Genomic DNA, 25,216 nt, shown 5'->3' with positions numbered 1-25,216 from the left:
CTCCTGTTATTTACCGCTGAGCGAGTTGTGGATCATGTCGAGCCAGTTCGGCACGGTCAGATGGAAGGATTCGATCATCTTCATGTCGAAGCCGCGGAAGAAGCCGCTCAGCACGAAGAGCAGGACGATCGCCGCCATCATCACTTTGGTGACGTGGTTCCAGCCGCTCTCTTCCACGCCTTTACCGATCAGGATCCCCAGCACCAGGCCCGGTACGGCGTTCCCCATAATCAGCTGCGCCGCGCCGCCAAAGATGGTGGCCCAGAAGCCCGATTTTTTACCCGCGTCGATAGCTGCCAGCCAGAAGATCACCGGCATCACGGTGTTCACCAGCAGGTTTGCCGCCGGTACCAGAACCTTCACGGCGGTGACCTGAAGCGCTGCCGGCACGGAGGAGGCGGTCAGGTTCAGGAAGGTGACGACGAGCATGCCAATCACGCCGCAGGCAATCGCCATTTTGCGCGGGTCGTGCAGCGTTTCGCCGACGTTACGGTTTTTGATCATCAGCGCAGCAGCACCCCAGTTCGGGATGATGCGGTGGTCAACGTCCTGTGTGAAAGCCCCTGCGGCCACGGAAGAGGCCCAGGCGTTAAAGAAGAAACCTAACCCAAAGGAGAAGTGGGACGCCGGATCCCCTTCGCAGGAGTTCAGTTCCCCCAACGTACGAAACGCGCCCATACCCTGAGTGGTAGGCGCATGAAACATGCGTGCAGCCCCGGCTCCGACACCGACGCCAACCAGGCCGCCAATGATGAGCGATTTTATTAATATAATTAAGAACATCAGTCTGCCCTTTTATGAATAATCAGCGTTGCGTGACGAAATCCACCTGGTCAAGATTGATAGCGGTCACGTTGACGGTCACATCCAGCTCCACGCTGTAGGTGCGTCTTTCCCGGCGCAGAAAGAAGAACAGAAACGCTTCTTTTCGCACCGCTTCTTGCGCCTGAACGACCTGCACATCCTGTGGCTCAATACGCAGTAAGATATGCGGTGAGGCTTTCATCACCGCGGCCTGAACGTGGTTGAGCGCGTCGGCAAAGGCGCGCGCTTTGGCGTCGCCTTTGCCCTTCACTCTCACCGTGGTTGTGAACTGTTCTTTCATGCTTATGCGCCGTATTTCTTCTGCCACGCCTGCACCAGACGCTCGCCCAGCTCTTCTTTATCCATAAAGCCGAAGCCCAGCACGTTGCAGCCTTCGTTGATGGCGGTCACGCCCTCTTCCACCGAACGCATGCCGTATTTGGCTTTGTAGCCATATTTGGTTTGGGCAGTGATGGCACCCGCGCCGCCGCTGCCGCAGAAGGAGATGCCGAAGGTGGCGTTTTCCGCTTTCATCACGTCGCCGAGCTTCATGTCCGCCGCCATGCCCGGTACAACCACCGCGCGTCCACCTGCTTTTTCCACACCGGCAGCCACTTTCTGACCTTTACCCAGGCGATCGCCAATCACGACTGTAATCTGTTCCATGTGTTGCTCCTTAAAGGTTGTCTTTCGCGACTTCGAAGTGAACGGAGAGCAGCCAGGCTTCTTCATCAGGAAGATTGCCAAACTGCGCGACCACTTCACGGGCGAGCCGCATTGAATCCGGTGAAATTTCGTCAAACAGCTCTGCTTCAACCTCCGGCAGCGGCTCGCCGGTCACGGACCGGTGCGCCATTGCGCGCACGTGGGAGGTGAGCATCTGCTCCTGTACCGCATTGGGGATGATGTTGTTTCGGGCCAGCAGGGCATAAACCTGCTGCAGCATGGTGTTCGCGAGCTGTTCTGTTTGCTCTGCCTGTTCCCCAACGTCGTTCATTACCGCTCCGTTAATCACTGGTCTTACCCCGTTAATGGCTCTGGAATAAAACTAACGTTGGGGGGGAATTGTTTGTAGCGAGTTGTTTTCCACTTCGAAGTGGAAAGGCGAGCCGCAGCAGTGATCTGTGCCACATAAATGCGGTGAATCTGAATTAATGACGGTATTTGCGTGATGAATATCACGTATTCCAGCGGCAAAACGCGCGCCGGGGAAACGAAACGTTCAGGCGTGGTGACGCAAAAATGTGATGGCGATAGGGTTTACTTATTACCGCGTAAAAAAAACGGGGGCCGCTGGCCCCCGCTGGTTGTTTGTCAGATGCGCGATCGGTTAACGGTATTTCTGGTGATACGTGTTACGGGTCGTCACAAACTGCTCGGCCGCCGCCTGGGCTTCCTTCACTTTGCCTTCGTTAGCCAGCTTCAGCGCGCCGTCGATCTGGCCGACCAGCACGTCAAAGCCGTGGCGGTAGTCTTTCATCTCTGCGCTGTCTGCCGCTTTGCTTTCCAGCTTCGGAGGCGTCGCTTTTTGTGCGTCGAGCGCCGCTTCACGCATTTTGGTCAGCGCGTCTTTCATTTCAGCCGCATTGTCGGTTTTCTGCACCACCTTCAGGTTTTGACCGAGGATGCCCATGTCGTCTTCAAGATCGGCAGCAAACGCAGAAGAGCCAAGAACCAGCGTTGAAGCCGCGACGATCGCTAACAGATGTTTACGCATTGCTCACTTCCTTTTTTATTATTAAAACGCCTTTACGGGTATTACTGACCGGCGATTTTCATTTCCGGCAGAAGTACAGAACCACACTGTATATTGCTACGTGTTTCAATATCGTTACCGACCGTAACGATATTGCGCCACATGTCCTTCAGGTTGCCGGCGATAGTAATTTCGCTCACCGGATACTGAATTTCGCCGTTTTCCACCCAGAAGCCCGCCGCACCGCGCGAGTAGTCTCCGGTAATGCCGCTTACGCCCTGGCCCATCAGCTCGGTGACCACCAGACCTGTGCCCATCTCTTTCAGCATCTGCTCAAAGTTCAGGCCCTGTCCGGCAATGCGCCAGTTGTGGATGCCGCCAGCGTGTCCGGTGCTTTTCAGCCCCAGCTTGCGCGCGGAGTAGTTGGTCAGCAGCCACTGGGTCAGAATACCGTCTTTGATGATATCGCGACGTTCGGTGCGCACGCCTTCGCTGTCGAACGGCGTGGAGGCCAGCCCTTTCAGCAGGTGTGGATGTTCTTCAATGGTGAGCCATTCCGGCAGGATCTGCTCGCCCAGCGAGTCGAGCAGGAAGGTCGATTTACGGTAAACCGAGCCGCCTGCGATAGCGCCCACCAGATGGCCAAACAGACCGGTCGCCACTTCGTTGGCAAAAATAACCGGGGCCTTCATGGTGGAGAGTTTGCGCGGCGACAGGCGTGACAGCGTGCGTTCGGCACACTCTTTACCCACCCACTCAGGAGACTGCAAATCCCCCAGCGCGCGGCCAATGGTATAGGCGTAGTCACGCTCCATGTCACCGTTCTCTTCGGCGATCACGCAGCTGGAGAGCGAATGACGGGTAGAGCAGTAGCCCTGCAGCATGCCGTGGCTGTTGCCGAAGACTTTGATGCCGTAATGGCTGTTGAAGCTGCCGCCTTCGGTATTGGTGATGCGCTTATCGGCCTGCAGGGAAGCCTGCTCGGCGCGCGCGGCGAGTTCGATCGCTTCGTCCGGGGTTACTTCCGCCGGGTGGAAAAGATCGAGATCCGGCGCGTCAAACGCCAGCAGGTCTTTATCCGCCACGCCTGCGTAAGGATCCGGAGAGGTATAACGGGCGATATCCAGCGCCGCCTGCACCGTACGGGCAATGGCATCCGGGCTGAGATCGGTAGATGACGCGCTGCCTTTGCGATTCTGGTGATACACCGTGATCCCAAGCGCGCCATCGCTGTTGAATTCTACGTTCTCCACTTCACCATAGCGGGTGCTCACGCTGATGCCGGTGGTTTTGCTGACCGCCACTTCGGCGCCATCTGATTTTTCTGAAGCAAGCATCAGCGCGGTGGAGACGGCTTCTTCAAGAATCTTACGCTGCGCTTCAACTTGTGAGGTTACTTTCATCGCAAATGCCATACTGTAAGAGAGAGTTATCTGAAGTCTAACAGAGAACCGTTTTTCAGTGCGCGTCTTAACTGGTAACATTAGCCTCTTTTTTTAAGGAGCCTGACATGACTAAGCAGCCCGAAGACTGGCTCGACGACGTTCCCGGTGATGACATCGAAGACGAAGATGATGAGATCATCTGGGTCAGTAAAAGTGAAATTAAACGTGACGCCGAAGAGTTAAAACAGCTTGGCGCGGAAATGGTAGAACTGGGTAAAAACGCGCTGGACAAGATCCCGCTCGACCAGGATCTGCGTGATGCCATTGAACTGGCACAGAAAATCAAGAAAGAAGGCCGTCGTCGCCAGCTTCAGCTTATCGGGAAAATGCTGCGTCAGCGCGACGTCGATCCGATCCGCCAGGCGCTGGACAAGCTGAAAAACCGCCACAACCAGCAGGTTGCGTTTTTCCATAAGCTTGAGCAGATCCGCGATCGCCTGATTGAACAGGGTGATGATGCCGTACCGGAAGTGCTGAACCTGTGGCCGGATGCCGACCGCCAGCAGCTGCGTTCCTTGATCCGCAACGCGCAGAAAGAGAAAGAAGGGAATAAGCCGCCGAAGTCTGCGCGCCTGATTTTCCAGTATCTGCGCGAGCTGTCTGAGAACGAAGAGTAATCAGTTCCCCCCTCCCCGGAGGGCGAGGGAGGAAAGAATGTAGGCCCGGTAAGCGCAAGCGCCACCGGGCTTTTTTTTACTCTGCGGCTGCCGCTTCCGCTTTCTTCGCCAGACCGTCCAGCAGCTTCTGATGGATCCCACCAAAACCGCCGTTGCTCATCACCAGAATGTGATCGCCAGGCTGAGCGGCTTTCACCACCATATCCGCGAGCGCATCCACATCCGCGCTCCAGTGCGCGGGCTGAATGCAGGCATCGGCCACTTCGGCCACCTGCCACGGAATATGCTGCGGCTGCAGCAGGAAGACCTCATCGGCACGTCCTAACGACGGCGCGAGATCATCTTTGCAGATACCCATCTTCATGGTGTTCGAGCGCGGTTCCAGCACCGCCAGAATGCGGGCTGTCCCGCCGACCTTGCCGCGCAGGGCGGCAAGCGTTGCCAAAATGGCCGTCGGGTGGTGTGCAAAATCGTCATATACGGTCACGCCGTGGGCTTCACCGCGCAGTTCCAGACGACGACGGGCGTTAATGAACGAGCCCAGCGCATTGGCCGCATCCGCAGGCAGAACGCCAACGTGACGCGCCGCAGCAATAGCCATCAGGCCGTTGTGCATGTTGTGCTCGCCCACCAGGCCCCACTTCACCTCACCCACTTTTTCACCGTCGAGCAGCACTTCCCACTCGGAGGCATCGGCGTTGAGCTTCTTCGCCTGCCAGTGGCCCTGCTCGCCCACCAGCTCCTGCTCGCTCCAGCAGCCCATCGCCATCGTCTGCTTCAGGTTGATGTCGTTCTCCGGCAGGATGATGCGCCCCTGGCCCGGAACAATGCGCACCAGGTGGTGGAACTGTTTCTGGATCGCTTTCAGGTCGTCAAAAATATCCGCGTGGTCGAACTCAAGGTTGTTGAGGATCAGCGTGCGCGGGCAGTAATGCACGAACTTGGAGCGTTTGTCGAAGAACGCGCAGTCGTATTCGTCGGCTTCGATCACGAAGAACGGGCTGTCACCCAGACGCGCAGAAACGTCGAAATTACCCGGTACGCCGCCAATCACGAAGCCCGGCTTGTAGCCGCAGGCTTCGAGGATCCAGGTCGCCATGCCCGCGGTCGTGGTTTTGCCATGAGTACCGGCAACGGCAACCACCCAGCGGTCGCGCAGGACGAAGTCATGCAGCCACTGCGGGCCGGACATGAACGGAATATTGCGTTCCAGAACCGCCTCGACGCACGGATTGCCGCGGGTCATGGCGTTGCCGATGATCACCAGGTCCGGCTCGGGATCCAGCTGGCTGGCATCGTAGCCCTGAATTAACGAGATGCCCTGTTTCTCCAGAAGTGTGCTCATTGGCGGATACACATTGGCGTCCGAACCTGTCACTTCATGGCCCAGCGAGCGCGCCAGCATTGCCAGTCCGCCCATGAAAGTGCCACAAATCCCCAATATATGAATGCGCATACGTCACTATCCTTCTTCAATGTGGCGCACATTTTACTCACATGTTAGCGGCTGTGAAACGCATTTCAGGTAAATCCGTATGTTGCTGGCGCGATTCACCTCTGCGCTAATATTTGAATGTTTGTTAAGATTGTTGGGCTTTAGTCGTTTTAGTGAACATACAATCGCTCTACTCACAAAGATGCAGGGAAAGTGTTATGAAAACGTTAGGTGAATTTATTGTCGAAAAGCAGCACGAGTTCTCTCATGCTACCGGTGAACTCACTGCTTTGCTGTCGGCAATAAAGCTGGGCGCTAAGATCATCCACCGCGATATCAACAAGGCCGGTCTGGTCGATATCCTGGGTGCCAGCGGTGCCGAGAACGTTCAGGGCGAGGTTCAACAGAAGCTCGATCTGTTCGCAAATGAAAAATTGAAAGCTGCACTGCGCGCGCGCGACATCGTTGCGGGTATCGCCTCTGAAGAAGAAGATGAAATTGTTGTTTTCGAAGGGTGTGAACACGCTAAATACGTTGTTCTGATGGATCCGCTCGACGGCTCCTCAAACATCGACGTTAACGTTTCTGTCGGTACCATTTTCTCCATCTACCGCCGCGTCACGCCTGTTGGCACGCCGGTGACCGAAGAAGATTTCCTGCAGCCGGGCATTAACCAGGTTGCTGCCGGTTACGTCGTTTATGGCTCCTCCACCATGCTGGTGTACACCACCGGCTGCGGAGTTCACGCCTTTACGTACGATCCTTCACTGGGCGTTTTCTGCCTGAGCCAGGAACGCATGCGCTTCCCGGAGAAGGGCAACACCTACTCCATCAACGAAGGCAACTACATCCGCTTCCCGAACGGCGTGAAGAAGTACATTAAATTCTGCCAGGAAGAAGATAAAGCGACCCAGCGCCCGTACACGTCACGCTATATTGGCTCTCTGGTCGCGGATTTCCACCGTAACCTGCTGAAAGGCGGTATCTACCTCTACCCAAGCACCGCCAGCCACCCGGACGGGAAGCTGCGCCTGCTGTACGAGTGCAACCCGATGGCGTTCCTCGCCGAACAGGCGGGTGGCAAGGCGAGCGACGGTAAAGAGCGTATTCTGGATATCGTGCCGGAAAGCCTTCACCAGCGCCGTTCATTCTTCGTCGGCAACAACCACATGGTTGAAGACGTTGAACGTTTTATCCGTGAGTATCCGGACGCGTAATGCCTCTCTACAGGGGAGCCGTTCTGGCTCCCCTGGTCATTTATATGTTTTACCGTATAAGTGTTTATAAAAAACATTCTTTAATATTCACCACTGCTCCTGCATTATTTCCATAACAGTTTGACAGATATTTCGTGGAGCAGAATCGCAATGAACAATTATTCCCGTGCTAATACCGGCATTGATTTAAATCTTATCCCTGTATTTATTGAAATCGTCCGCTGCGGCAGCATGGCTAAAGCCTCTTTGCGTCTGGAGATGTCACGTCCGGCGGTGAGTCTGGCCCTAAAGCGTTTTAATCAACTCTTTGATGAACCGTTATTTTTCCGCAAAGGTTTATATCTTGAACCGACGGAAAAAGCGTTAGCCTTAACCAGCTCACTGGAAATATTAATGGGTGAAATTCACGATAATATTGCGGCAGTTAATTCCGGAAAAAATAAAACCCCGGCACAGAACGTACCGGGGCTGGGTAATATTATGCAGCGGTCTGAGTCGTCACTTTGAATGATGACATGGCTTCCATCAGCTGACGCGACTGCTCCTCAAGAGAGCGGGTCGCGGCGGAGGATTGCTGCACCAGCGCCGCATTCTGCTGCGCGGTTTCGTCCATCTGATTCACCGCAATATTCACCTGCTCAATGCCGCGGCTCTGCTCCTGAGACGCGGTCGCAATCTCACGCATCAGTTTGGTCATGCGCAGCACTTCTGTTGCGATCTCGTCCATCGTTTCGCCAGCCTGCTGGGCCAGCTCGCTGCCCTCGTTAACGTGGGTCTGCGAATCACTGATAAGCGATCGGATCTCTTTCGCAGCGTCGGCGCTGCGGCTGGCGAGGTTTCGCACTTCTCCCGCGACGACGGCAAACCCGCGCCCCTGCTCGCCCGCGCGCGCCGCTTCCACGGAGGCGTTAAGCGCCAGAATATTGGTCTGGAAGGCAATACCGTCGATCACGCTCAGGATGTCGGCGATGCGCGCCGAGCTGCCGGAGATATCGCGCATTTTTTCAATCACGTAGCAGACCATTTCGCTGCCGTGATCGGCCGTGTCGGACACCGACTTCGCCAGCTGGTGCGCCTGCTCGGCGTTATCGGCGTTGAGCTTCACCGTTGCGGTGATCTGTTCCATGCTGGCCGCCGTCTGCTCCAGCGACGTGGCGGTGGATTCCGTACGCTCGGCAAGATCGCGGTTTCCCAGCGTCAGCTCGCGGCTACCGGTGTCAATTTGCGAGCTGGCATCGCGTACCCGCATAACCGAGTTCATCAGCGACTGCCGCATCTCCTCTATCACCGCATTGAGGCGGTTAAACTCCTGGCTCGCGGGGGCATTCAGCGTATGGGTTAAATCCCCCGCCGCCACGTTCTCCAGCTGAGCGATCGATGCAGAGAGCGGCTTGAGCAGCATATGGCGCAGCACCAGCCACGCGAGCACGATAATACCCGCCGTCAGCAGCGCTGCGACGATAATCAGGATCAGTACGCGGGTTTTACTCGCCTGCACGGCGCTCACTTCCGCCTGACCACGCGCTTCGCTCCATTTCTGGAACGCCTGCATGTCGTTATCAAACTGCTTCGCCACCGGAATCAGCGTCTTCTCCAGCAGATCGTAATACCCGTCCGCGCTCTGGTCATTCAGGGTTTTCAGCATCGGGTTGATCCCCTGCTGGCTATACGTCGCCAGGCTGGCCGCCACTTTATCCAGCAGCTGCTGCCCCTGCTCGTCAGCCACACCGCCGTCGATCACGCCTTTCAGCGTTTTCTGGGCCAGGGCAACTTCCTGATTGATGTTTTTTACCGCTTTGGCCGCATCGTCCAGCATGCCGATTTCCATCATGCGGACGGCCTGGCCCGCCTCATTGCGCGCGCGCAGGATCAGCGTATAGCCTGAATTAAGCTGCACCATCTGCTCACCCTGAAGGTGATTAATACGCTGCAGTGAAGAAGAACTCTGTGTGAGGGCATAAATGCCAATGCCGCTGACAATCAGCAGCAGAAGGGTCATAACGGCCAGTAAAGAGAGCAAGCCGGTACGAATCGATAGCGTTTTAAGCATGATATTATTTCCGGTAGCGAGATATTTCTGGGCATAAAAAAAGAGTATCGGCCGCTACCGGAAAATGTTTAGACTTTAAGCAAATTCAGCGTGTTATCGCTCTGTTACCGATGTGTTTACGCGGGTAACAGGCGAGCTTTGACGGTTCTCCCAAAGCACCGTCAGGCCACGCTGCAGGGCAATAAAAATAAACAGCAGAATGCCGATGGCGATCTTCGTCCACCAGGAGCTGAGCGTGCCGTCAAAGTTGATATAGGTTTGTATCAGCCCCTGGATAGCCACGCCGAACAGCGTTCCCAGCACCGTCCCCACCCCGCCGCTGAGCAGCGTGCCGCCGATGACCACAGAAGCAATCGCATCCAGCTCAACGCCCACGCCTGCAAGGGCATAGCCCGCCTGGGTATACACCGAGAAGACGATCCCCGCCAGCGTCGCCAGGCCGGTCGAGAGCATATAGATGCGGATGGTGGTGCTGCGGGTGGAGATCCCCATCAGGTTTGCCGACGTGGCGTTACCGCCGATGGCGTAAACCTGATTGCCAAACCGGGTACGGTGGGCGAGGAAGATGCCAATCACCACCACGCCCAGCATCAGCAGCCCCATCGCGCTCAGGCGGCCGCCGCCGGGAATTTTCCACGCCAGGCTGGAGAGCGTGTCGTACACCGGATGGTTAATCGGAATCGACTCTTCCGACACCAGATAGCTCACTCCGCGCAGGAAGAACATCCCGGCGAGAGTAATGATAAACGCCGGGATTTTTAACGCGTCGATCAGTAGCCCCATAAAGGCACCAAACGCGCAGCCCATCGCCAGCACCAGCGGAAACGCCACCAGCGGAGAGATCCCCCAGAAGCCGATCGCCTTCGCGAGGAACACGCCCGTAAACGCGATCACCGACCCGACGGAGAGATCGATCCCGCCGGAGAGGATCACAAAGGTCATCCCGACGGCGATGATGCCTAAAAAGGCGTTATCGGTCAGGATATTGCAGATCACGCGCGTCGAGGCAAAACCGGGGAATTGGGTGAGGCAGTAGAGATACCCCAGCACAAACACGCCCAGCGTGATCATCAACGGTAAATTACGTTTTATCATGGCCACGGATCCCCTTAATGATGCTGACAAAGCGCGGCGACTGGACGATCAGCACGCAGAGCACGACCACCGCTTTCACCACCTGGTTGAGTTCCGGCTGGAACCCCGAAAGCAGGATCCCGGTGTTCATTCCCTGAATGATCAGCGCGCCAATCACCGAGAGCAGCAGGTTAAAGCGCCCGCCCATCAGCGATCCACCGCCGATCACTACCGCGAGGATCGCGTCCAGCTCCAGCCAGAGCCCCGCGTTGTTGGCATCGGCCCCGCGAATATCCGCCGCGACGATGACCCCGGCGATGGCGGCGCAGACGCCGCTCAGCACGTAGGTCAGCATCACCATCAGCCGGGTGTTGACCCCGGCGTTGCGCGCGGCGCGGATGTTGATCCCGACGGCTTCAATGAACATGCCCAGCGCCGTTTTGCGGGTGAAAAGCCAGAAGACAACGAGCGTGACCAGGGCAACGATCACCGGCGTCGGGAAGAACAGAAGGTTGCCGCTCCCGATCCACGCCAGGCTCGGCGAGTTAAAGGTGACAATCTGCCCGGAGGTAATCAGCTGCGCCACGCCGCGCCCGGCCACCATTAAGATAAGGGTGGCGACAAAGGGCTGAATTTTCAGCACCGCCACCAGAATGCCGTTCCATAATCCGGCCAGCACGCCGGTGCCTAAGGCCGCCAGCAGTACCACCGGCAGGCTGTGTCCGGACACGGTCATGGAGGCTGCCGTGGCCCCGGCGATAGCCATCACCGCGCCGACGGAGAGGTCAATCCCGCCGGTGGCGATGACCAGCGTCATCCCGATGGCCAGCAGCGCCACGGGCGCGGCACGGTTTAGAATGTCTATCGGGCTGCCAAACAGGCGGCCATCCTGCACGATAATCTGGAAGAAATGCGGCGCGACCAGGCTATCAACCAGCAGCACCACCAGCAGCGCTGCGATTTGCGGCGTGCCGGTTGGCCAGCTGAAGCGGCGCTTAGACTCACCGGTTTGCGAAAGCGAACGGGGCATCACGATTTACTCCTTATGCCGCGATGGCATTCATGATCGCCGGAACGGACAGCTTATCCAGCGGGATCTCTGCCACCTGTTTGCGATCGCGCATGATGATGACGCGATCGGCATAGCCCACCAGCTCCTCCAGCTCGGACGAAATAACCAGCAGCGCCAGACCGTCCGCGCACAGGGTTTCGATAAGCCGGATAATTTCGGCGTGCGCCCCCACGTCAATGCCGCGGGTCGGTTCGTCGAGGATCAGGAACTGAGGTTTGGTCAGCAGCCAGCGGGAGAGCAGCACCTTCTGCTGGTTGCCGCCGGAGAGGAACTCGATGGGCTGTTCCGCGCTCGGGGTACGAATACCCAGCTGACGGATAAAGCGCTCGGCAATGGCGTTTTGCTCTTTACGTGGGATCGGGCGCAGCCAGCCGCGCTGGGCCTGCAGCGCCAGAATGATATTTTCCCGCACCGAGGCCGCGGCAATAATGCCGTCCGTTTTCCGATCTTCCGGGCAGAAGCCGACGCCCAGGCAGGAGGCCTGATGCGGCGATCGTAAGGTTTGCGGTTTGCCCTTGATCAGCGCGGTGCCGCTGTCGGCCGGTTTGATCCCGAATATCACCTCGGCGGTTTCGGTCCGGCCGGAGCCCAGCAGGCCCGCCAGCCCGACAATTTCGCCCGGGCGGACTTCCAGATTAAACGGTGAGATCACCCCTTTCTTGCCGTAATCGCTGAACGCGGCGACCGGTTTCTCGCTGAGCAGCGTGCGCCCGGCGCGCTGAAGGGCGTTGGTTTCCAGCTCGCGGCCCAGCATCATTTTCACCAGTTCGATCTGCGGCAGCTCGCGGGTTTCGCGGCAGCCGACAAAGCTGCCGTTGCGCAGCACCGTGATGCGATCGCTTACCTCATATACCTGATCGAGGAAGTGGGTAACGAAGATCAGGCTGACGCCCTGATCGCGCAGCTGGCGCATCAGGGTAAAGAGCATCTCAACTTCCTGGGTATCGAGGCTGGCGGTGGGTTCGTCGAGGATGAGTACCTTCGCGGAGAGATCGATCGCGCGACAGATGGCGACGATCTGCTGCATCGCCACGGAAAAGCGGTTCAGCGGCTCGCGGACGTCAAGGGAGAAGCCGTACGACTCCATCAGCTTTGTCGCCCGCGCCTCCATCTCTTTGCGGCGCAGCAGGCCAAAACGTCGCGGCTCACGGCCAATAAACAGATTATCCGCCACCGACATATTCGGCAGCAGGTTTACTTCCTGGTACACCGTCCCGATCCCCAGCTGCTGGGCATGGGCGGTATTTTTCGGCGAAATGGCGTTGCCTTCCAGCCAGATGGTGCCGCGATCGGCGTGATAAACGCCGGTGAGGGATTTAATCAGCGTCGATTTTCCCGCGCCGTTCTCGCCCAGCAGCGCCATGATCTCACCGCGCCGCAGGCTGAAATCAACGTTATCCAGCGCCTTTACGCCGGGGAAGAATTTGCTTAAGCCCTCTGTGCGGAGGATTTCCTGGTGTTGTTCAGTGGTCATGGTTTTCCCCCTCACCCTGACCCTCTCCCCGGAGGGGAGAGGGGATTGATCGTGCCAATTGTTAATATCCAGCTCCGCCCTGCCTTTCTCCCTCTCCCCTCCGGGGAGAGGGCTGGGGTGAGGGGCGCGGTTCTTAGTAGCCCATATTCTTCTTCTTCTCTAACTCTTCTTTCGCCGTGTCAGGCAGGTAGAGCGTGGACTTGGTGACCGTCACCTTCTCAGGCATCGTGCCGTCTTTCTTGAATTTCTCCAGCGCGTCGAATGCCGGGCCCGCCATGTTAGGCGTCAGCTCCACGCTGGCATTCGCTTCACCGTCAATCATCGCTTTGTAGATGTCCGGCACGCCGTCGATAGAGCCGGTGAGGATATCTTTGCCCGGCTTCAGGCCCGCTTCTTTAATTGCCTGAATCGCACCGATCACCATGTCATCGTTGTGGGCGTAAACCATGCAGATGTTCTTGCCGTTGTTTTCAGCTTTGATGAAGCTCTCCATGACCTCTTTACCTTTACTGCGCGTAAAGTCGCCGGACTGAGAGCGGATAATCTTGATGTTTGGCGCTTTAGCGATGGCCTCAGCAAAGCCTTTTTTACGGTCGATGGCCACGCTCGCGCCGACAGTGCCCTGCAGCTCAACGACGTTACACGGCTTGCCGTCGACCTGTTTCACCAGCCAGTCGCCAATCAATTGCCCTTCCAGCACGTTGTTGGCGGTCACGGTGGTCATATAGAGGGATTTGTCTTTAACGTCGATGGAACGGTCGAGCAGGAAGACCGGGATCTCAGCGTCTTTCGCTTCCTTCAGGACGGGTTCCCAGCCGGTCGCCACGACGGGTGCAATAAAGATGGCATCCACGCCCTGGGCGATAAAGGAGCGCACGGCTTTGATCTGATTCTCTTGTTTTTGCTGACCATCGGCGATTTTCAGGGTAATGCCGCGTTTCTGAGCCTCGCTTTTGGCAACGTTGGTTTCTGCCGCTCGCCAGCCAGATTCAGAGCCGACCTGCGAAAAACCTACGGTTAAGGGAGCGGCCATCGCCATAGACGACATGGCTGCCGAAACTGCTGTGACAAGAAGTAAGCGCTTCCACATATGAGCGTCCTCGTAGGGGTGTTTATTGTTGGTTAAAAGATGTTCTGCGAAATGACTATAGCCCATGAAATATGTAACGAATTGCGTTACATCACACTTCAGAAAAGTGAATAAAACGTTAATCACAAGTTTGTAATCGCTTTCATTTAACCATGAAAAATGCGGCTGAGTTTATGGATTTTTCTGTCATGGAATCGGTCTGAAAAGTGGAGAAAGCGGGGAGAGAAAGCGAAAACAGGCGGAGACATTCAGCGCGAGTTGGCTATAATACCTGCCACTTGTTTACCATCCATTTTAAAGGACACCGACATGAGCTTACTCAACGTCCCAGCGGGTAAAGAACTGCCAGAAGACATCTACGTAGTTATCGAAATCCCGGCTAACGCAGATCCGATCAAATACGAAGTGGACAAAGAGAGCGGCGCCCTGTTCGTAGACCGTTTCATGTCTACCGCGATGTTCTATCCGTGCAACTACGGTTACATCAACCACACCCTGTCTCTGGACGGTGACCCGGTTGACGTGCTGGTCCCAACGCCATACCCACTGGAGCCAGGCTCCGTCATTCGCTGCCGTCCAGTTGGCGTGCTGAAAATGACCGACGAATCCGGTGAAGATGCGAAGCTGGTTGCGGTACCGCACACCAAGCTGAGCAAAGAATACGATCACATCAAAGATGTGAACGACCTGCCAGAGCTGCTGAAAGCGCAGATCACTCACTTCTTCGAGCACTACAAAGACCTCGAAAAAGGCAAGTGGGTTAAAGTTGACGGTTGGGACAACGCAGAAGCGGCGAAAGCAGAAATCATCGCCTCTTTCGAACGCGCTGCTAAGAAGTAATTCTTACCGCTGTTAATGAAGGCCCCGCAAGTCGGGGCTTTTTTTATGGTTGGAGAGTTTCGCCCGGCGGCGCTACGCTTGCACGGGCCTACATGTTCATTGTAGGCCGGGTAAGCGCAGCGCCACCCGGCAAGAGACGAAAAAAACAACGCCACCTCACGGTGGCGTTGTTTTTTTCAGTACTGGTCTCTGTCTAACCAGTTACCGCTTACAATCCGCGTTAACCCTTCGACCGGACGCTGGTAGACGTACATCCACGCACTTCCGTACGGCGTCTGGATCAACTGGCGTGCGTATTCACCGCCCCTGGTGCGCAAGGCATCAAGTTCGGCAAGCGTCGCGTTATCAATACGATAGACTTCACCCTGTACTGTTCCTTCGCCCGGAACCGCGCCTGGATAGTGGCCCAGGCTGTACAACTGGTAGTTCTCGATATTGTAATTCCCCAGCAGCAGGGCATTGGTCATCCAGTGACTGTTGCCTTGCTTGGTTCGTAAACTGCCGTAGACAAATATTCGCATTGCTAAAACTCAAACTGATAGAGCAGATCAAGTGCCTGGTCTACGCCGGACACTGCTTCCAGATATAGCTTGGGCATCAGGCGATAGCGTAACGTGAGAGTTGCCAGTGAGTCAAAGATCCCCACACCATATTTTACCTGCAGACCCGGCAGTACATAGCCGCTGACCACCACCTGCGAGGAGTCACCCACGCCCTGGGTGTCCAGCGCCAGATTGCTTACGCCGAACGTCTCGCCGATTTTACCCACAACCTGCCCACTTTGTGCAACCCCCAGACCCACTAACATCGAGGTCATTGCCGCACTGTCGCTTTGTCCGCTGTTCAGACCTTGTCCACGCAGCAGATAAGAGAGGGCTTCCTGCTGCGACATCGCCGGGTCAGAGAAGATCTCCGCCTTCGGTTCGTCGGCGGAACCGGTGACGCGAACGCCAGCAATGACGTCGTCTTCCGTCGCTTCCGGGTTACGAATCGCCTCGATGTTCAGCAGGGGCTGATCTGGTGGACCGGAGAACAGCAGCTCGCCTTTGCGCACAATCAGATCCTGACCATAGGCGTGGAAACGTCCTTCAGGGATAGTGATCTGCCCGTTCAGGCCAAGCCCCTGTTTATCCTGCGCGACTTTCAGGTCGCCCGTGAGCCTCGCCTTCAGCCCAAACGCATTCAACCGCACGTTATTCCCCACGTGCACGATGAGGTTACTATTGATCGGTATGCCCGCGCTCTTCTGTTCGACAGGTTTCAGATTTTCATTGAGCATCACTTCATCACTTGAGACGCCGACCGCGCTTTCCGGCACGTCGTGAACCACGATGCGCGCCCACGGCACGTCGACGCGTCCGTCAAGCGTGAAGAGGCTTGGCGTGGCTTCAAAGACCACATCAGGCGAGACGTCCAGGCGCACCATCGGCGGTACGGTGATGCGCACCTTGCTGCCCTTCGCGGCAATACGGGCGCGCCAGTTGTCGAGCTGGCTCCAGTCCGCGTCGCCGCTCAGGTTGATTTGCCCTTGCTGCGTCAATACCGAGCCGCTCAGCGTCGAGCTCATGCCGTTGAAGTTCATCGCGATCTGGCTGGGCTGCATGTCAAACGGCATGAAGTTACCGTCGATATCCACGCCGCTGAGCCGTATCTGACCGAACAGCTGCGGGCTTTGCACGTTACCGGCCAGGCGCAGGTTAGCGTTCAGCATGCCCTCCGCTTTTTCCCCGCGCGCGAAAATCGGGTTCACCATCGCCAGGTTGAAGTTACGGACGTTGACGTTGCCGCCCAGATTACGCCGTCCCTGCGGCTCGGTAATCTGGACCTGCCCGTCCAGCTGACCGTTGTTGGTCAGGCGGATCGTCCACCCCAGCTGTGCGCGATTGTTATGCAGATCGGCACTCAGGTTCAGGGTATCGAACGCCACCGGCAGCGGCGCGTCGTTGACCTCCTGCGTCACCTTCACGTTACGCCCGGACAGCGTGACGCTGCCCTGCGGCAGCCCCTCTTTGGTGGTGTCCCAGGCGACATCGGCTTTCCCGCTGAAGACGCCGCTGGCCTGGGTTGTGTCCGGCATAAACGGCTTCAGCATCGCCAGATCGAAGCGGTTGAGGTTGATCTGCGCGCGCCCTTCCGCACCCGCATCGATGGTCTGCGGTACGCACAGCTCCGCATTCGGGTTGGTCCAGCAGTGTGGCCCAATGCTGATCTTCTGCTCGGCGTTGCGGTAGTCCAGCGCGATGGAGCGCGACAGCGCCAGCGGCCCAACCGGCGTATTGAAGCGCGTGTTGTCCAGCGTTCCTTTCCAGCGTTCTTCCTTGCGGTCAAAGCTGCCGGTGAGGTGAAGCTGGCCGGAGACCGGCTCGCCCTGCACGCGCAGCTGGAGGTCGTGCTGCTTCTCGTTCCCTTTGGCGTCCAGGGTGACCAGGTTAATGTTCACGTCCGGCTGAGAAATGCGCTCCACGCGCAGGTTCAGGCTACCGCCGATCTGATCGGTGGATTTCACATCCCCTTCCACGCGGACGCGGGCAACGCTCAGCTCCTGCCAGCGCAGGTTATTGGCGGTAATGTCCGCCAGCAGCTGCGGCGCCTCCACCGTACCGCGCACTTTCACGAGACCTTTCGCCGTGCCGCCCAGACCCGGCAGGGCGTTGTCGAGATTCGGCGCGTCGATGGTGGCGTCCAGATTGAGATCCTTCACCCCCAGCTCGCCTTTGATATCCGCCGTGTTGCGGCCCAGCGCCACGTGCAGCCCCGGGATAACCCACTGCAGATAGCTGTTGCCTTTCACCGAGCCTTCAACGTTAACCTTGTTCTGCTTCACGTTCCCGGTGAGCTTAATTTCCGGTACGTCCATCTGCCACGTACCGCCGTACAGGCTGCCGCGGGTTTTAATCAGGCCATCCAGCTTCGACGGCCAGTCCGGCACCTCTTTGGCGGTGTTAATGCCCGTCAGCTTCAGCTCGCCGCGCCAGCTGATCGCCTGCTGCCAGTCGAGCAGCGCGGTCAGCTCGGTTTTACCTTCCAGCGCCGCGACGGTCAGCTTGTCGAGGTTGACCTGCTGTTCGTTGCCCTTCGCATCCAGCGTGATATTCGCAGGCGGCACGCCCTGCCCCTTCACCGCGGTGCGGAACGAGAGCACGTAGTCGGTCATCTTGCCGCTCAGCTTCAGCTTCAGGTCATCGGCCTGGAACTGCTTTTCACCAGTGAACGGCCAGTAAAGCTGCTTGCTGACGACCTCAAGATTGAGCGGCAGCCCGGCTTCCGCCAGCTGCGTTTGCGCGCGCAGGACCATGTCCACCGGGCCGGAGAGATTGACCCCGACATCCAGCTTATCGCGCAGCGCACCGCCCACTTTGACCTTCACCTTTTCGCCTTTCAGCGGATCGATGTTGAGGGCACTGTTAAGCGTGATGTCCACCGGCCAGTTGTCGCGCAGCAGGGCATTCCCTGACGCATTCACCGAGCCCTGATTGGTGTCGATATCCAGCGCGTCGAGCTTCATATTGCCGTCAATGCTGCTGACCTTCAGCAGCATGGTGTAGACCGTCAGATCGGTATCGCCGGTCAGGCGCAGCTGCTCGCCTTTGAACTCCTCGATGTTGAGATTCAGCGGCAGATGAACGTCGGTCATTTCCGGCAGCACAGGCTTCGAGAAGAGATCTTTCAGCGTTTCGCCCAGCGGCTTTTCTTCCGGCTGCGGGTTCTGGATCTTCGGCTCGACGATCTCTTCCTGCGCCACGTCGGCCACCTTCGGCAGCGCGATCAGCAAGCCCTGCAGGGACGTCGGCGTCAGGGTGAGGTTTTTCTCCTGCCAGCGCAGGCCGGAGGTGAAATCCATCACGGACACGGTGGTGTCGTCGATTTTGATGTTGACGTTATCGAGCGCGACCCGATAGAGCGCGATCGGGTACGGCGTGGAGAGATTCAGCGGGCCGCTGTCCTCTTCCTCGACCGGCGCAGACTTCGGCATTTTTTTCGAATCTATCGCCACGTTGACGTCTTTTAGCGACAGATCGTTGACGCAGAGCTTGCTGTCGCGCAGGCAGCCCAGCTTCACTGCCAGGTGGAACTCCCCGGCGTTCACCGCCACGCCCGGCTGCTCGTAGCGGATGTTCTTCAGACGCAGATCGCGCCAGCCGCCCATTACCTGGCCAATCTCCAGCCCCGGCACCCAGCGGTTCGCAGCGTTAAACAGCAGATGCAGCCCGGTCGTCGTTCCCACCAGAAACGCCACCGTACCGAGCAGTAGCACGATAAAAATCAGCACCCCGAGGCTTATTTTCTTCCATAAACTCATAATTCAGGCCCCAGACCGATGTAAAACTGTAATCCGTGCTCTTCTTTGTCGCCGACAGGCACGGCGAAGTCGAGCTTGATGGGCCCGACGGGTGACTGCCAGCGTACGCCCACGCCCGCGCCGGTTTTGAAGTCGCTGCGGCGGATATCGTTCACCGCCTCACCGCCGTCAACAAACATGGCGCCCCACCACTTTCCGCTGACGTTGTACTGATACTCCAGCGATCCGGTCGCCAGTTTTGACGCACCGGTCAGCTGGCCCTTTTCGTTCTCAGGTGAGATCGATTTGTACTTATACCCACGAATGCTGCGGTCGCCCCCGGCGAAGAAGCGCAGATCCGGCGGAACGCGCTCGAAGTCTCCCGTTTCAATCCAGCCGAGATTGCCGCGCATCACAAAGCGGTGTTTGTCATACAGCGTGCGGATCCAGACGTTTTGCGCCTGCAGGACGGAGAAGTCCACGTCGGAGCCCCAGGCGGAGTTGGAATAATCAATGGAGTAGCGCTGTGAGTCGCCCCAGGTCGGCATCAGTCCCCCGCGCGAGCGGGTACGGCTGATCATCACGCCCGGATAAAGCAGCATGGTGGTATTGGTGACGTTGGCCTGGGTAAAGTGGTCCAGGCTCCAGCGCAGGTTAATGGCGCGCTGCCAGCCGCTGGAGAGATCCCAGAAGCGGGAGACCGCAAGCGTTGTTGAGTCCTGCTTGGTGTCGTTCAAGTCGGTGCGCTTAAAACCGCCCTGCACAAGGTAATATTGCTCAAGCGGATTTTTCAGCAGCGGCATTTTGTAGCTGAAATCCAGCTGCTGCTCGGGCGCAGAGAGGCTCAGGCTGGTGGTCAGGCTGTGACCGTACGAGTTCATCCACGGTTTTTTCCACGAGGTTCTCACGCGTGGTCCAACATCCGTCGAGTAGCCAACACCGGTCTCAATGGTGTTCTCGGTGCGCGGCGAGACAACGCCATGCAGCGGCAACACCTTCGTTTTGCGAGACTTATCAAATTCCGGCGCGACAACCACGGAGTTAAACCAGCCGGTAGCGGAAAGACGACGGTTCAGTTCCGCCAGGTCCCTCGACTGGTAGTAATCCCCTTTTTTGAACGGCACGAGGTTTTGCAGATACTCTTCACGAATTTGCGAACCTTCAAACGTCACATCGCCAAAACGGTAGCGTTCTCCGCTGTCGTAGTCGATATCCCAGAAGGCCTGACGCCGATCCAGCGCAATCCCCAGCTGGCTTTTATTGAACTGGCTGTCGAAGTAGCCCTTACGCAGGGAAACGTTCGTCAGCTCTTTTTTGAAATGATCGTAGTCACCGTGGTTAAGCACGGTACCGATTTTCGGCCGCGTGCTGAGCAGGTCCAGGTAATCCCGGTCGGTACGCGCCCCGCCGCGCAGAATGACGTTCGTGCCGCCAATCAGTACCGGCTCACCCGGCGAAACGCGGGCAATAAGAACCTGGCGCCCCTTCTTTGGCGGCGGGCGGAGATCGAAATCAATGGTGGGTTCGTAATACCCCAGCGCTTTCAGCCCTTCACGGATGGCGTCATCGACGCGCGCGCGAAAACGCCGGTCCGGCGTCACCTCATCACTCTGGATGGTCGACAACTGCGCACGCACGTTTTTTTCCAGCGCCCCGGATAACCCCTCAACCTGCAAACGGACATTCGCCGCGCTGGCAATCCCGCTTGTCAGCAATACACTGACTAAACATAACTGGCGGATTTTTGTCACGTTTTCTCCTGAATATCCCTGTTTCCACCCTGGAAGCAAATGAAGTACCGCTCCGCGGCAAAATACGGCCTGTTGGCCAAAAACCCAAATCACGGGTTGAAAACGGGTGTAACACCCAAATATTTCTTATGATTAAATCTAGACTCATTCAGCGCATTTATTGTGTTCAATTAAACGCTTCGTGACAACCTTAACCGAAACATCGCACCCCGGGAGGCCCCATCGTGAGTTTATTCGACAAAAAGCATCTGGTTTCACAAACTGATGCATTACCGGGACGCAACACCCCTATGCCTGTGGCGACCTTACACGCCGTCAATAACCATTCCATGACCAACGTGCCGGAGGGAATGGAAATCGCCCTGTTCGCCATGGGCTGCTTCTGGGGCGTTGAGCGCCTCTTCTGGCAGCTGCCCGGCGTTTACAGCACGGCGGCTGGCTACACGGGCGGCTACACGCCGAATCCTACCTATCGCGAAGTCTGCTCCGGCGAAACCGGGCATGCGGAAGCGGTACGCGTGGTCTATGACCCTGCAGTCATCAGCTACGAGCAGCTCCTGCAGGTCTTCTGGGAAAACCACGACCCGGCGCAGGGCATGCGTCAGGGCAACGACCACGGCACACAGTACCGTTCGGCCATTTATCCGCTCACGCCCGAGCAGGATGCCGCCGCGCGCGCCAGCCTTGAGCGTTTCCAGCAGGCCATGCGTGAAGCGGGCGATACGCGCGAGGTGACGACGGAAATCACCACCGCGAAACCGTTCTACTATGCCGAGGACGATCACCAGCAGTATCTGCATAAAAACCCCTACGGCTACTGCGGTATCGGGGGCATCGGCGTCTGCCTGCCGCCACAGCTGGCCTGATTATCGACCCAGCGCCACGCGAGCCGCGTGGCGCTCAAAGAAGCGACAGCGTTGTCTCACAGCTTAACATTCATCCACCAGCCGCCCCCTCCGGCCATCTTCGCCAAATTGTGACCTCTGGCAGATTTACATCTCTTTACGCTATACTACCCGCTGAAATAATCGGCTCAACGCTACGAGCTGATTTTCAATGTGTTTTCACACGAATGGTATCAACTCCCCTTCTGAGGATCTGGCGAGAAGCCGGATAAACTATGTTAAACAGTATTTTAGTAATACTTTGTCTGATTGCCGTCAGCGCGTTTTTCTCGATATCTGAGATCTCGCTGGCCGCGTCCCGTAAAATCAAACTGAAGCTGCTTGCCGATGAAGGCAACATCAATGCTACCCGTATCCTGAAAATGCAGGAAAACCCCGGGATGTTCTTCACCGTGGTGCAGATTGGCCTCAACGCGGTCGCCATTCTCGGCGGTATCGTGGGTGATGCGGCGTTTTCTCCGGCGTTTTATAGTCTGTTTGTTAAGTACATGTCCGTTGAACTGGCCGAACAGCTGAGCTTTATCCTCTCCTTCTCGCTGGTAACCGGCCTGTTCATCCTCTTTGCAGACCTGACCCCGAAACGCATCGGTATGATTGCGCCAGAAGCTGTGGCTTTGCGTATCATCAACCCGATGCGCTTCTGTCTGTACGTGTTTCGTCCGCTGGTGTGGTTCTTCAACGGCCTGGCGAACGTCATTTTCCGCATCTTTAAGCTGCCGATGGTGCGTAAAGACGACATCACCTCTGACGACATTTATGCGGTGGTTGAAGCCGGCGCGCTGGCCGGGGTGCTGCGCAAGCAGGAGCACGAGCTGATTGAGAACGTATTCGAACTGGAATCCCGTACCGTGCCGTCTTCCATGACGGGCCGTGAGAACATTATCTGGTTCGATTTACATGAAGATGAGCAGAGCCTGAAGAACAAAGTGGCGCAGCATCCGCACTCTAAGTTCCTGGTCTGTAATGAAGATATCGACCACATCATCGGTTACGTCGACTCCAAAGACCTGCTGAACCGCGTGCTGGCAAACCAGAGCCTGGCGCTTAACAGCGGCGTGCAGATCCGCAATACCCTGATTGTGCCGGACACTCTGACGCTCTCAGAAGCGCTGGAAAGTTTCAAAACCGCCGGGGAAGACTTCGCGGTTATCATGAACGAATACGCGCTGGTGGTGGGTATTATCACCCTGAACGACGTGATGACCACGCTGATGGGCGACCTGGTTGGCCAGGGGCTGGAAGAGCAGATTGTTCAGCGTGACGATAATTCGTGGCTGATTGATGGCGGCACACCGATTGAAGACGTGATGCGCGTGTTGGATATCGACGAGTTCCCGCAGTCCGGTAACTACGAGACCATTGGCGGCTTTATGATGTTTATGCTGCGTAAGATCCCGAAACGTACCGACTCGGTGAAGTTCTCCGGCTACAAGTTTGAAGTGGTGGATATTGATAACTACCGCATCGACCAACTGCTCGTGACCCGCATCGACAATAAACCGACCGTACTGGTACCGAAGCTGCCGGACGCGGAAGAGAAGGTGTCGGCGTAAAGCGCCAGCCTCTACAAACATCAACGGCTCCCATTGGGAGCCGTTTTTTTAACTACTGCATAGCACGTTGGTTAAGCCATCTCAGTCTGCAGACGCATAACCTGACGGTTGACTTCGGACATCACAGACAGGTGCTGTTTGTCCTTCACTTTTGGGACAAGGATCTTGCCCTTATCAAACTCAAAAGCGCCAACATCCTTGATGTACAACCGTCCACGGAACAGGATCTTCACGTACTTCGCCACCTGAAGCGGGTTGTAGCGTTGGAAAATTTTCATTCTTGTATCTCCTGCGAATCATACGCTCTTGCGGTGCCACAATCGGCCCGACTGTCCTGAGCGCAAATTTTAATGCCCAATGACTATAGACCAGAACTACGGTGTTACCCAGTGTGCATAAGTTTATTTACCGTTTGATTACAATTATTCAGAATAATCTTTGCAAAGCGTGACCGGGCGCAGTATAAGCCGTCGTTTTTTCATGGATATGTGCGTTCGCCCGCAAACTGGCATCGGGATTGCGGGAAAACCCCATTGATCGCACTTATGATTAAAAGCGCAAGACCAAGTGGTCGGATCACCTGCAAACAATAAGGAAACGCCATGACCCTACGTAATATCCTTGCAGCAGCCTGCCTGCTGCTGCCGCTGTGGGCTTCCGCTCACAACATTGAAAAAGGACAACGTGTACCGCCAGTCGGCATTGCTGACCGGGGAGAATTGATTCTCGACAATGATAAGTTTAGCTACAAACCCTGGAATAGCGCGCAGCTCGCGGGCAAAGTGAGAGTTGTACAACATATTGCCGGTCGTACATCCGCAAAAGAGAAAAATGCTACCCTGGTGGAAGCGATCAAGGCCGCAAAATTCCCTCACGACCGCTACCAGACGACCACGATTGTTAACACCGACGACGCCATTCCGGGCTCCGGGATGTTTGTGCGCTCCAGCCTTGAGAGCAATAAAAAGCTCTACCCGTGGTCGCAGTTTATCGTCGACAGCAACGGCGTAACCCGTAAGGCCTGGCAGCTGGAAGAAGAGAGCTCCGCGATTATCGTGCTGGATAAAGAGGGCCGCGTACAGTGGGCGAAAGACGGCGCGTTAACCCAGGAAGAGGTGCAGCAGGTTGTCGACCTGCTGCATAAGCTGCTGGCTCAGTAGATAGAGACGCGGAAGCCGGGGTTGAGGAAGGATTCGCGCGGGGTATAGTCCAGCGGCTTGCCCTGCCAGTCGTGAACGTGCGCCCCGGCGGCCGCGGCAACGGCATGACCTGCCGCGGTATCCCAGACGTTGGTTGGCCCAAAGCGAGGGTAGAGCTGCGCATGGCCTTCCGCCACCAGGCAGAATTTCAGCGATGAGCCAATCGAGGTGGTCTGGTGTTCACCCAGCTGCTGCAGGTACTCCTGCAGCTCGCTGTCGCTGTGCGAGCGGCTAATCACCACCAGCGGTGGACGCGCATCGCGCACCTGGATCTGCTTGCGCACGCCGCACTCTTCCTTCCACGCCTTCCCTTCTGCAGCGCTGTACATCACCTTCATTACCGGCGCGTAGACCACGCCCAGCACCGCTTTGCCCTTCTCAATCAGGGCGATATTGACGGTGAATTCACCGTTGCGCTTGATGAACTCTTTTGTCCCGTCCAGCGGATCGACCAGCCAGTAACGCTGCCAGTGCTGGCGCTCGTCCCAGCTTTGCGGCGCTTCTTCTGACAGAACGGGGATGTCCGGCGTTAAGGCCTGTAATCCTTTCAGGATCACCTTATGCGCCGCGATATCCGCCGCCGTGACCGGAGAGTCGTCGGCCTTGCTGACCACCTCCATAGGTTTACTGCCGTCATACACCTGCATGATGGCATCTCCCGCATCCCGTGCGAGCTGACAAATTTTATCTAGCATTTTCCACCTCTTTGTTAACG

At 56.9% G+C, this 25,216-nt stretch carries 24 protein-coding genes; 7 read left to right on the top strand and 17 right to left on the bottom strand.

The window, feature by feature from the left end; translation table 11 throughout:
- Positions 1-6: 6 nt before the first annotated feature.
- The 6 genes from NI40_RS02445 to pmbA form a co-directional block, all read right to left on the bottom strand.
- The gene (locus NI40_RS02445) at positions 7-783 is read right to left on the bottom strand and encodes a DUF4311 domain-containing protein (protein WP_023310182.1); all 777 of its coding nucleotides are present in this window, start codon (positions 781-783) and stop codon (positions 7-9) included.
- 22 nt (positions 784-805) lie between these two features.
- The gene (locus tag NI40_RS02440; RefSeq protein ID WP_006810338.1) at positions 806-1,105 is read right to left on the bottom strand and encodes a DUF4312 family protein; all 300 of its coding nucleotides are present in this window, start codon (positions 1,103-1,105) and stop codon (positions 806-808) included.
- A 2-nt stretch (positions 1,106-1,107) separates the two neighbouring features.
- Positions 1,108-1,470 (bottom strand): SFCGS family glycine-rich protein, encoded by a 363-nt coding sequence (locus NI40_RS02435; protein ID WP_023293430.1) that lies wholly within the window; start codon positions 1,468-1,470, stop codon positions 1,108-1,110.
- Between the two features lie 10 nt (positions 1,471-1,480).
- On the bottom strand, positions 1,481-1,819 hold the full coding sequence (locus NI40_RS02430) for a glycine dehydrogenase (protein ID WP_025911967.1): 339 nt from the start codon (positions 1,817-1,819) through the stop codon (positions 1,481-1,483).
- Positions 1,820-2,134: 315 nt separating this feature from the next.
- Entirely contained in the window at positions 2,135-2,521 is a 387-nt protein-coding gene (gene cybC / locus NI40_RS02425; protein WP_023334302.1) for a cytochrome b562, read from the bottom strand.
- 41 nt (positions 2,522-2,562) lie between these two features.
- Complete coding sequence (gene pmbA, locus NI40_RS02420; protein WP_039261065.1) at positions 2,563-3,915, bottom strand: metalloprotease PmbA; 1,353 nt, start codon at positions 3,913-3,915, stop codon at positions 2,563-2,565.
- Between the two features lie 95 nt (positions 3,916-4,010).
- Here pmbA and yjgA point away from each other — a divergent pair, with 95 nt between their 5' ends.
- Complete coding sequence (yjgA, locus tag NI40_RS02415) at positions 4,011-4,562, top strand: ribosome biogenesis factor YjgA (RefSeq protein ID WP_029739257.1); 552 nt, start codon at positions 4,011-4,013, stop codon at positions 4,560-4,562.
- Positions 4,563-4,638: 76 nt separating this feature from the next.
- Here yjgA and mpl read toward each other — a convergent pair whose 3' ends face one another.
- Positions 4,639-6,018: a UDP-N-acetylmuramate:L-alanyl-gamma-D-glutamyl-meso-diaminopimelate ligase gene (gene mpl / locus NI40_RS02410; RefSeq protein ID WP_029739256.1), complete on the bottom strand. Its 1,380-nt coding sequence runs from the start codon at positions 6,016-6,018 to the stop codon at positions 4,639-4,641.
- 197 nt (positions 6,019-6,215) lie between these two features.
- On the opposite strand from mpl, the gene fbp reads away from it, so the two are divergent.
- Both fbp and NI40_RS02400 read left to right on the top strand, forming a co-directional pair.
- On the top strand, positions 6,216-7,214 hold the full coding sequence (gene fbp / locus NI40_RS02405) for a class 1 fructose-bisphosphatase (protein ID WP_023310178.1): 999 nt from the start codon (positions 6,216-6,218) through the stop codon (positions 7,212-7,214).
- A 150-nt stretch (positions 7,215-7,364) separates the two neighbouring features.
- Positions 7,365-7,721 (top strand): helix-turn-helix domain-containing protein, encoded by a 357-nt coding sequence (locus tag NI40_RS02400; protein ID WP_033144492.1) that lies wholly within the window; start codon positions 7,365-7,367, stop codon positions 7,719-7,721.
- On the opposite strand, the gene NI40_RS02395 is transcribed toward NI40_RS02400, so the two are convergent.
- The 5 genes from NI40_RS02395 to ytfQ form a co-directional block, all read right to left on the bottom strand.
- Complete coding sequence (locus NI40_RS02395) at positions 7,693-9,264, bottom strand: methyl-accepting chemotaxis protein (RefSeq protein ID WP_033144491.1); 1,572 nt, start codon at positions 9,262-9,264, stop codon at positions 7,693-7,695. The two genes, NI40_RS02400 and NI40_RS02395, sit on opposite strands and share 29 nt — an antisense overlap.
- A gap of 93 nt (positions 9,265-9,357) precedes the next feature.
- Positions 9,358-10,359 (bottom strand): galactofuranose ABC transporter, permease protein YjfF, encoded by a 1,002-nt coding sequence (yjfF, locus tag NI40_RS02390; RefSeq protein ID WP_023293434.1) that lies wholly within the window; start codon positions 10,357-10,359, stop codon positions 9,358-9,360.
- Positions 10,346-11,371: a galactofuranose ABC transporter, ATP-binding protein YtfT gene (ytfT, locus tag NI40_RS02385; protein WP_165356711.1), complete on the bottom strand. Its 1,026-nt coding sequence runs from the start codon at positions 11,369-11,371 to the stop codon at positions 10,346-10,348. The genes yjfF and ytfT overlap by 14 nt, the downstream gene beginning before the upstream one ends.
- 10 nt (positions 11,372-11,381) lie before the next feature.
- The gene (gene ytfR / locus NI40_RS02380) at positions 11,382-12,884 is read right to left on the bottom strand and encodes a galactofuranose ABC transporter, ATP-binding protein YtfR (RefSeq protein WP_029741733.1); all 1,503 of its coding nucleotides are present in this window, start codon (positions 12,882-12,884) and stop codon (positions 11,382-11,384) included.
- A 133-nt stretch (positions 12,885-13,017) separates the two neighbouring features.
- The gene (gene ytfQ / locus NI40_RS02375; RefSeq protein ID WP_014882271.1) at positions 13,018-13,974 is read right to left on the bottom strand and encodes a galactofuranose ABC transporter substrate-binding protein YtfQ; all 957 of its coding nucleotides are present in this window, start codon (positions 13,972-13,974) and stop codon (positions 13,018-13,020) included.
- 309 nt (positions 13,975-14,283) lie between these two features.
- Here ytfQ and ppa point away from each other — a divergent pair, with 309 nt between their 5' ends.
- Complete coding sequence (ppa, locus tag NI40_RS02370; RefSeq protein ID WP_010427397.1) at positions 14,284-14,814, top strand: inorganic diphosphatase; 531 nt, start codon at positions 14,284-14,286, stop codon at positions 14,812-14,814.
- A gap of 176 nt (positions 14,815-14,990) precedes the next feature.
- On the opposite strand, the gene NI40_RS02365 is transcribed toward ppa, so the two are convergent.
- The 3 genes from NI40_RS02365 to tamA are packed head-to-tail and all read right to left on the bottom strand — an operon-like array spanning position 14,991 to position 20,844.
- Complete coding sequence (locus NI40_RS02365) at positions 14,991-15,335, bottom strand: gamma-glutamylcyclotransferase family protein (RefSeq protein ID WP_014830431.1); 345 nt, start codon at positions 15,333-15,335, stop codon at positions 14,991-14,993.
- A gap of 2 nt (positions 15,336-15,337) precedes the next feature.
- A complete protein-coding gene (tamB, locus tag NI40_RS02360) occupies positions 15,338-19,114 on the bottom strand; it encodes an autotransporter assembly complex protein TamB (protein ID WP_039261056.1) in 3,777 nt (1,258 codons plus the stop codon).
- Positions 19,111-20,844: an autotransporter assembly complex protein TamA gene (gene tamA / locus NI40_RS02355; RefSeq protein ID WP_039261054.1), complete on the bottom strand. Its 1,734-nt coding sequence runs from the start codon at positions 20,842-20,844 to the stop codon at positions 19,111-19,113. The genes tamB and tamA overlap by 4 nt, the downstream gene beginning before the upstream one ends.
- A 224-nt stretch (positions 20,845-21,068) precedes the next feature.
- Between tamA and msrA the strand changes: the two genes are divergently transcribed.
- Positions 21,069-21,710, top strand: coding sequence for a peptide-methionine (S)-S-oxide reductase MsrA (gene msrA, locus NI40_RS02350; protein WP_029741954.1), 642 nt, complete (start codon positions 21,069-21,071; stop codon positions 21,708-21,710).
- Between the two features lie 254 nt (positions 21,711-21,964).
- Positions 21,965-23,302 carry a hemolysin family protein gene (locus NI40_RS02345; protein ID WP_032662457.1) on the top strand — a complete coding sequence of 446 codons (1,338 nt, stop codon included), beginning with the start codon at positions 21,965-21,967 and terminating at the stop codon, positions 23,300-23,302.
- Positions 23,303-23,373: 71 nt separating this feature from the next.
- Here the strand turns inward: NI40_RS02345 and NI40_RS02340 are convergent, their stop codons facing one another.
- On the bottom strand, positions 23,374-23,580 hold the full coding sequence (locus NI40_RS02340) for a DUF1107 domain-containing protein (RefSeq protein ID WP_008501430.1): 207 nt from the start codon (positions 23,578-23,580) through the stop codon (positions 23,374-23,376).
- Positions 23,581-23,904: 324 nt separating this feature from the next.
- Here NI40_RS02340 and NI40_RS02335 point away from each other — a divergent pair, with 324 nt between their 5' ends.
- Positions 23,905-24,462 (top strand): YtfJ family protein, encoded by a 558-nt coding sequence (locus NI40_RS02335; RefSeq protein WP_033144484.1) that lies wholly within the window; start codon positions 23,905-23,907, stop codon positions 24,460-24,462.
- On the opposite strand, the gene cysQ is transcribed toward NI40_RS02335, so the two are convergent.
- Positions 24,456-25,196: a 3'(2'),5'-bisphosphate nucleotidase CysQ gene (cysQ, locus tag NI40_RS02330; protein WP_023310160.1), complete on the bottom strand. Its 741-nt coding sequence runs from the start codon at positions 25,194-25,196 to the stop codon at positions 24,456-24,458. The genes NI40_RS02335 and cysQ overlap by 7 nt on opposite strands.
- Positions 25,197-25,216 lie beyond the last annotated feature (20 nt).

Source organism: Enterobacter sp. E20 (assembly GCF_000801755.2).
GTDB classification, from domain to species: domain Bacteria; phylum Pseudomonadota; class Gammaproteobacteria; order Enterobacterales; family Enterobacteriaceae; genus Enterobacter; species Enterobacter asburiae_B.
The sequence above is the reverse complement of the archived record's forward strand: the minus strand, read 5'-3'. Positions and strand labels throughout refer to the sequence as shown.

Excerpts from the sequence above, each read along its gene's own strand:
- yjgA (WP_029739257.1), top strand. The coding sequence starts at position 4,011 with ATGACTAAGCAGCCCGAAGACTGGCTCGACGACGTTCCCGGTGATGAC.
- NI40_RS02440 (WP_006810338.1), bottom strand. The coding sequence starts at position 1,105 with ATGAAAGAACAGTTCACAACCACGGTGAGAGTGAAGGGCAAAGGCGAC.
- cysQ (WP_023310160.1), bottom strand. The coding sequence starts at position 25,196 with ATGCTAGATAAAATTTGTCAGCTCGCACGGGATGCGGGAGATGCCATC.
- NI40_RS02400 (WP_033144492.1), top strand. The coding sequence starts at position 7,365 with ATGAACAATTATTCCCGTGCTAATACCGGCATTGATTTAAATCTTATC.
- NI40_RS02345 (WP_032662457.1), top strand. The coding sequence starts at position 21,965 with ATGTTAAACAGTATTTTAGTAATACTTTGTCTGATTGCCGTCAGCGCG.
- NI40_RS02340 (WP_008501430.1), bottom strand. The coding sequence starts at position 23,580 with ATGAAAATTTTCCAACGCTACAACCCGCTTCAGGTGGCGAAGTACGTG.
- cybC (WP_023334302.1), bottom strand. The coding sequence starts at position 2,521 with ATGCGTAAACATCTGTTAGCGATCGTCGCGGCTTCAACGCTGGTTCTT.
- ytfR (WP_029741733.1), bottom strand. The coding sequence starts at position 12,884 with ATGACCACTGAACAACACCAGGAAATCCTCCGCACAGAGGGCTTAAGC.
- NI40_RS02395 (WP_033144491.1), bottom strand. The coding sequence starts at position 9,264 with ATGCTTAAAACGCTATCGATTCGTACCGGCTTGCTCTCTTTACTGGCC.
- NI40_RS02365 (WP_014830431.1), bottom strand. The coding sequence starts at position 15,335 with ATGCGAATATTTGTCTACGGCAGTTTACGAACCAAGCAAGGCAACAGT.
- mpl (WP_029739256.1), bottom strand. The coding sequence starts at position 6,018 with ATGCGCATTCATATATTGGGGATTTGTGGCACTTTCATGGGCGGACTG.
- ytfQ (WP_014882271.1), bottom strand. The coding sequence starts at position 13,974 with ATGTGGAAGCGCTTACTTCTTGTCACAGCAGTTTCGGCAGCCATGTCG.
- yjfF (WP_023293434.1), bottom strand. The coding sequence starts at position 10,359 with ATGATAAAACGTAATTTACCGTTGATGATCACGCTGGGCGTGTTTGTG.
- NI40_RS02445 (WP_023310182.1), bottom strand. The coding sequence starts at position 783 with ATGTTCTTAATTATATTAATAAAATCGCTCATCATTGGCGGCCTGGTT.
- NI40_RS02435 (WP_023293430.1), bottom strand. The coding sequence starts at position 1,470 with ATGGAACAGATTACAGTCGTGATTGGCGATCGCCTGGGTAAAGGTCAG.
- NI40_RS02335 (WP_033144484.1), top strand. The coding sequence starts at position 23,905 with ATGACCCTACGTAATATCCTTGCAGCAGCCTGCCTGCTGCTGCCGCTG.
- pmbA (WP_039261065.1), bottom strand. The coding sequence starts at position 3,915 with ATGGCATTTGCGATGAAAGTAACCTCACAAGTTGAAGCGCAGCGTAAG.
- fbp (WP_023310178.1), top strand. The coding sequence starts at position 6,216 with ATGAAAACGTTAGGTGAATTTATTGTCGAAAAGCAGCACGAGTTCTCT.
- ppa (WP_010427397.1), top strand. The coding sequence starts at position 14,284 with ATGAGCTTACTCAACGTCCCAGCGGGTAAAGAACTGCCAGAAGACATC.
- tamB (WP_039261056.1), bottom strand. The coding sequence starts at position 19,114 with ATGAGTTTATGGAAGAAAATAAGCCTCGGGGTGCTGATTTTTATCGTG.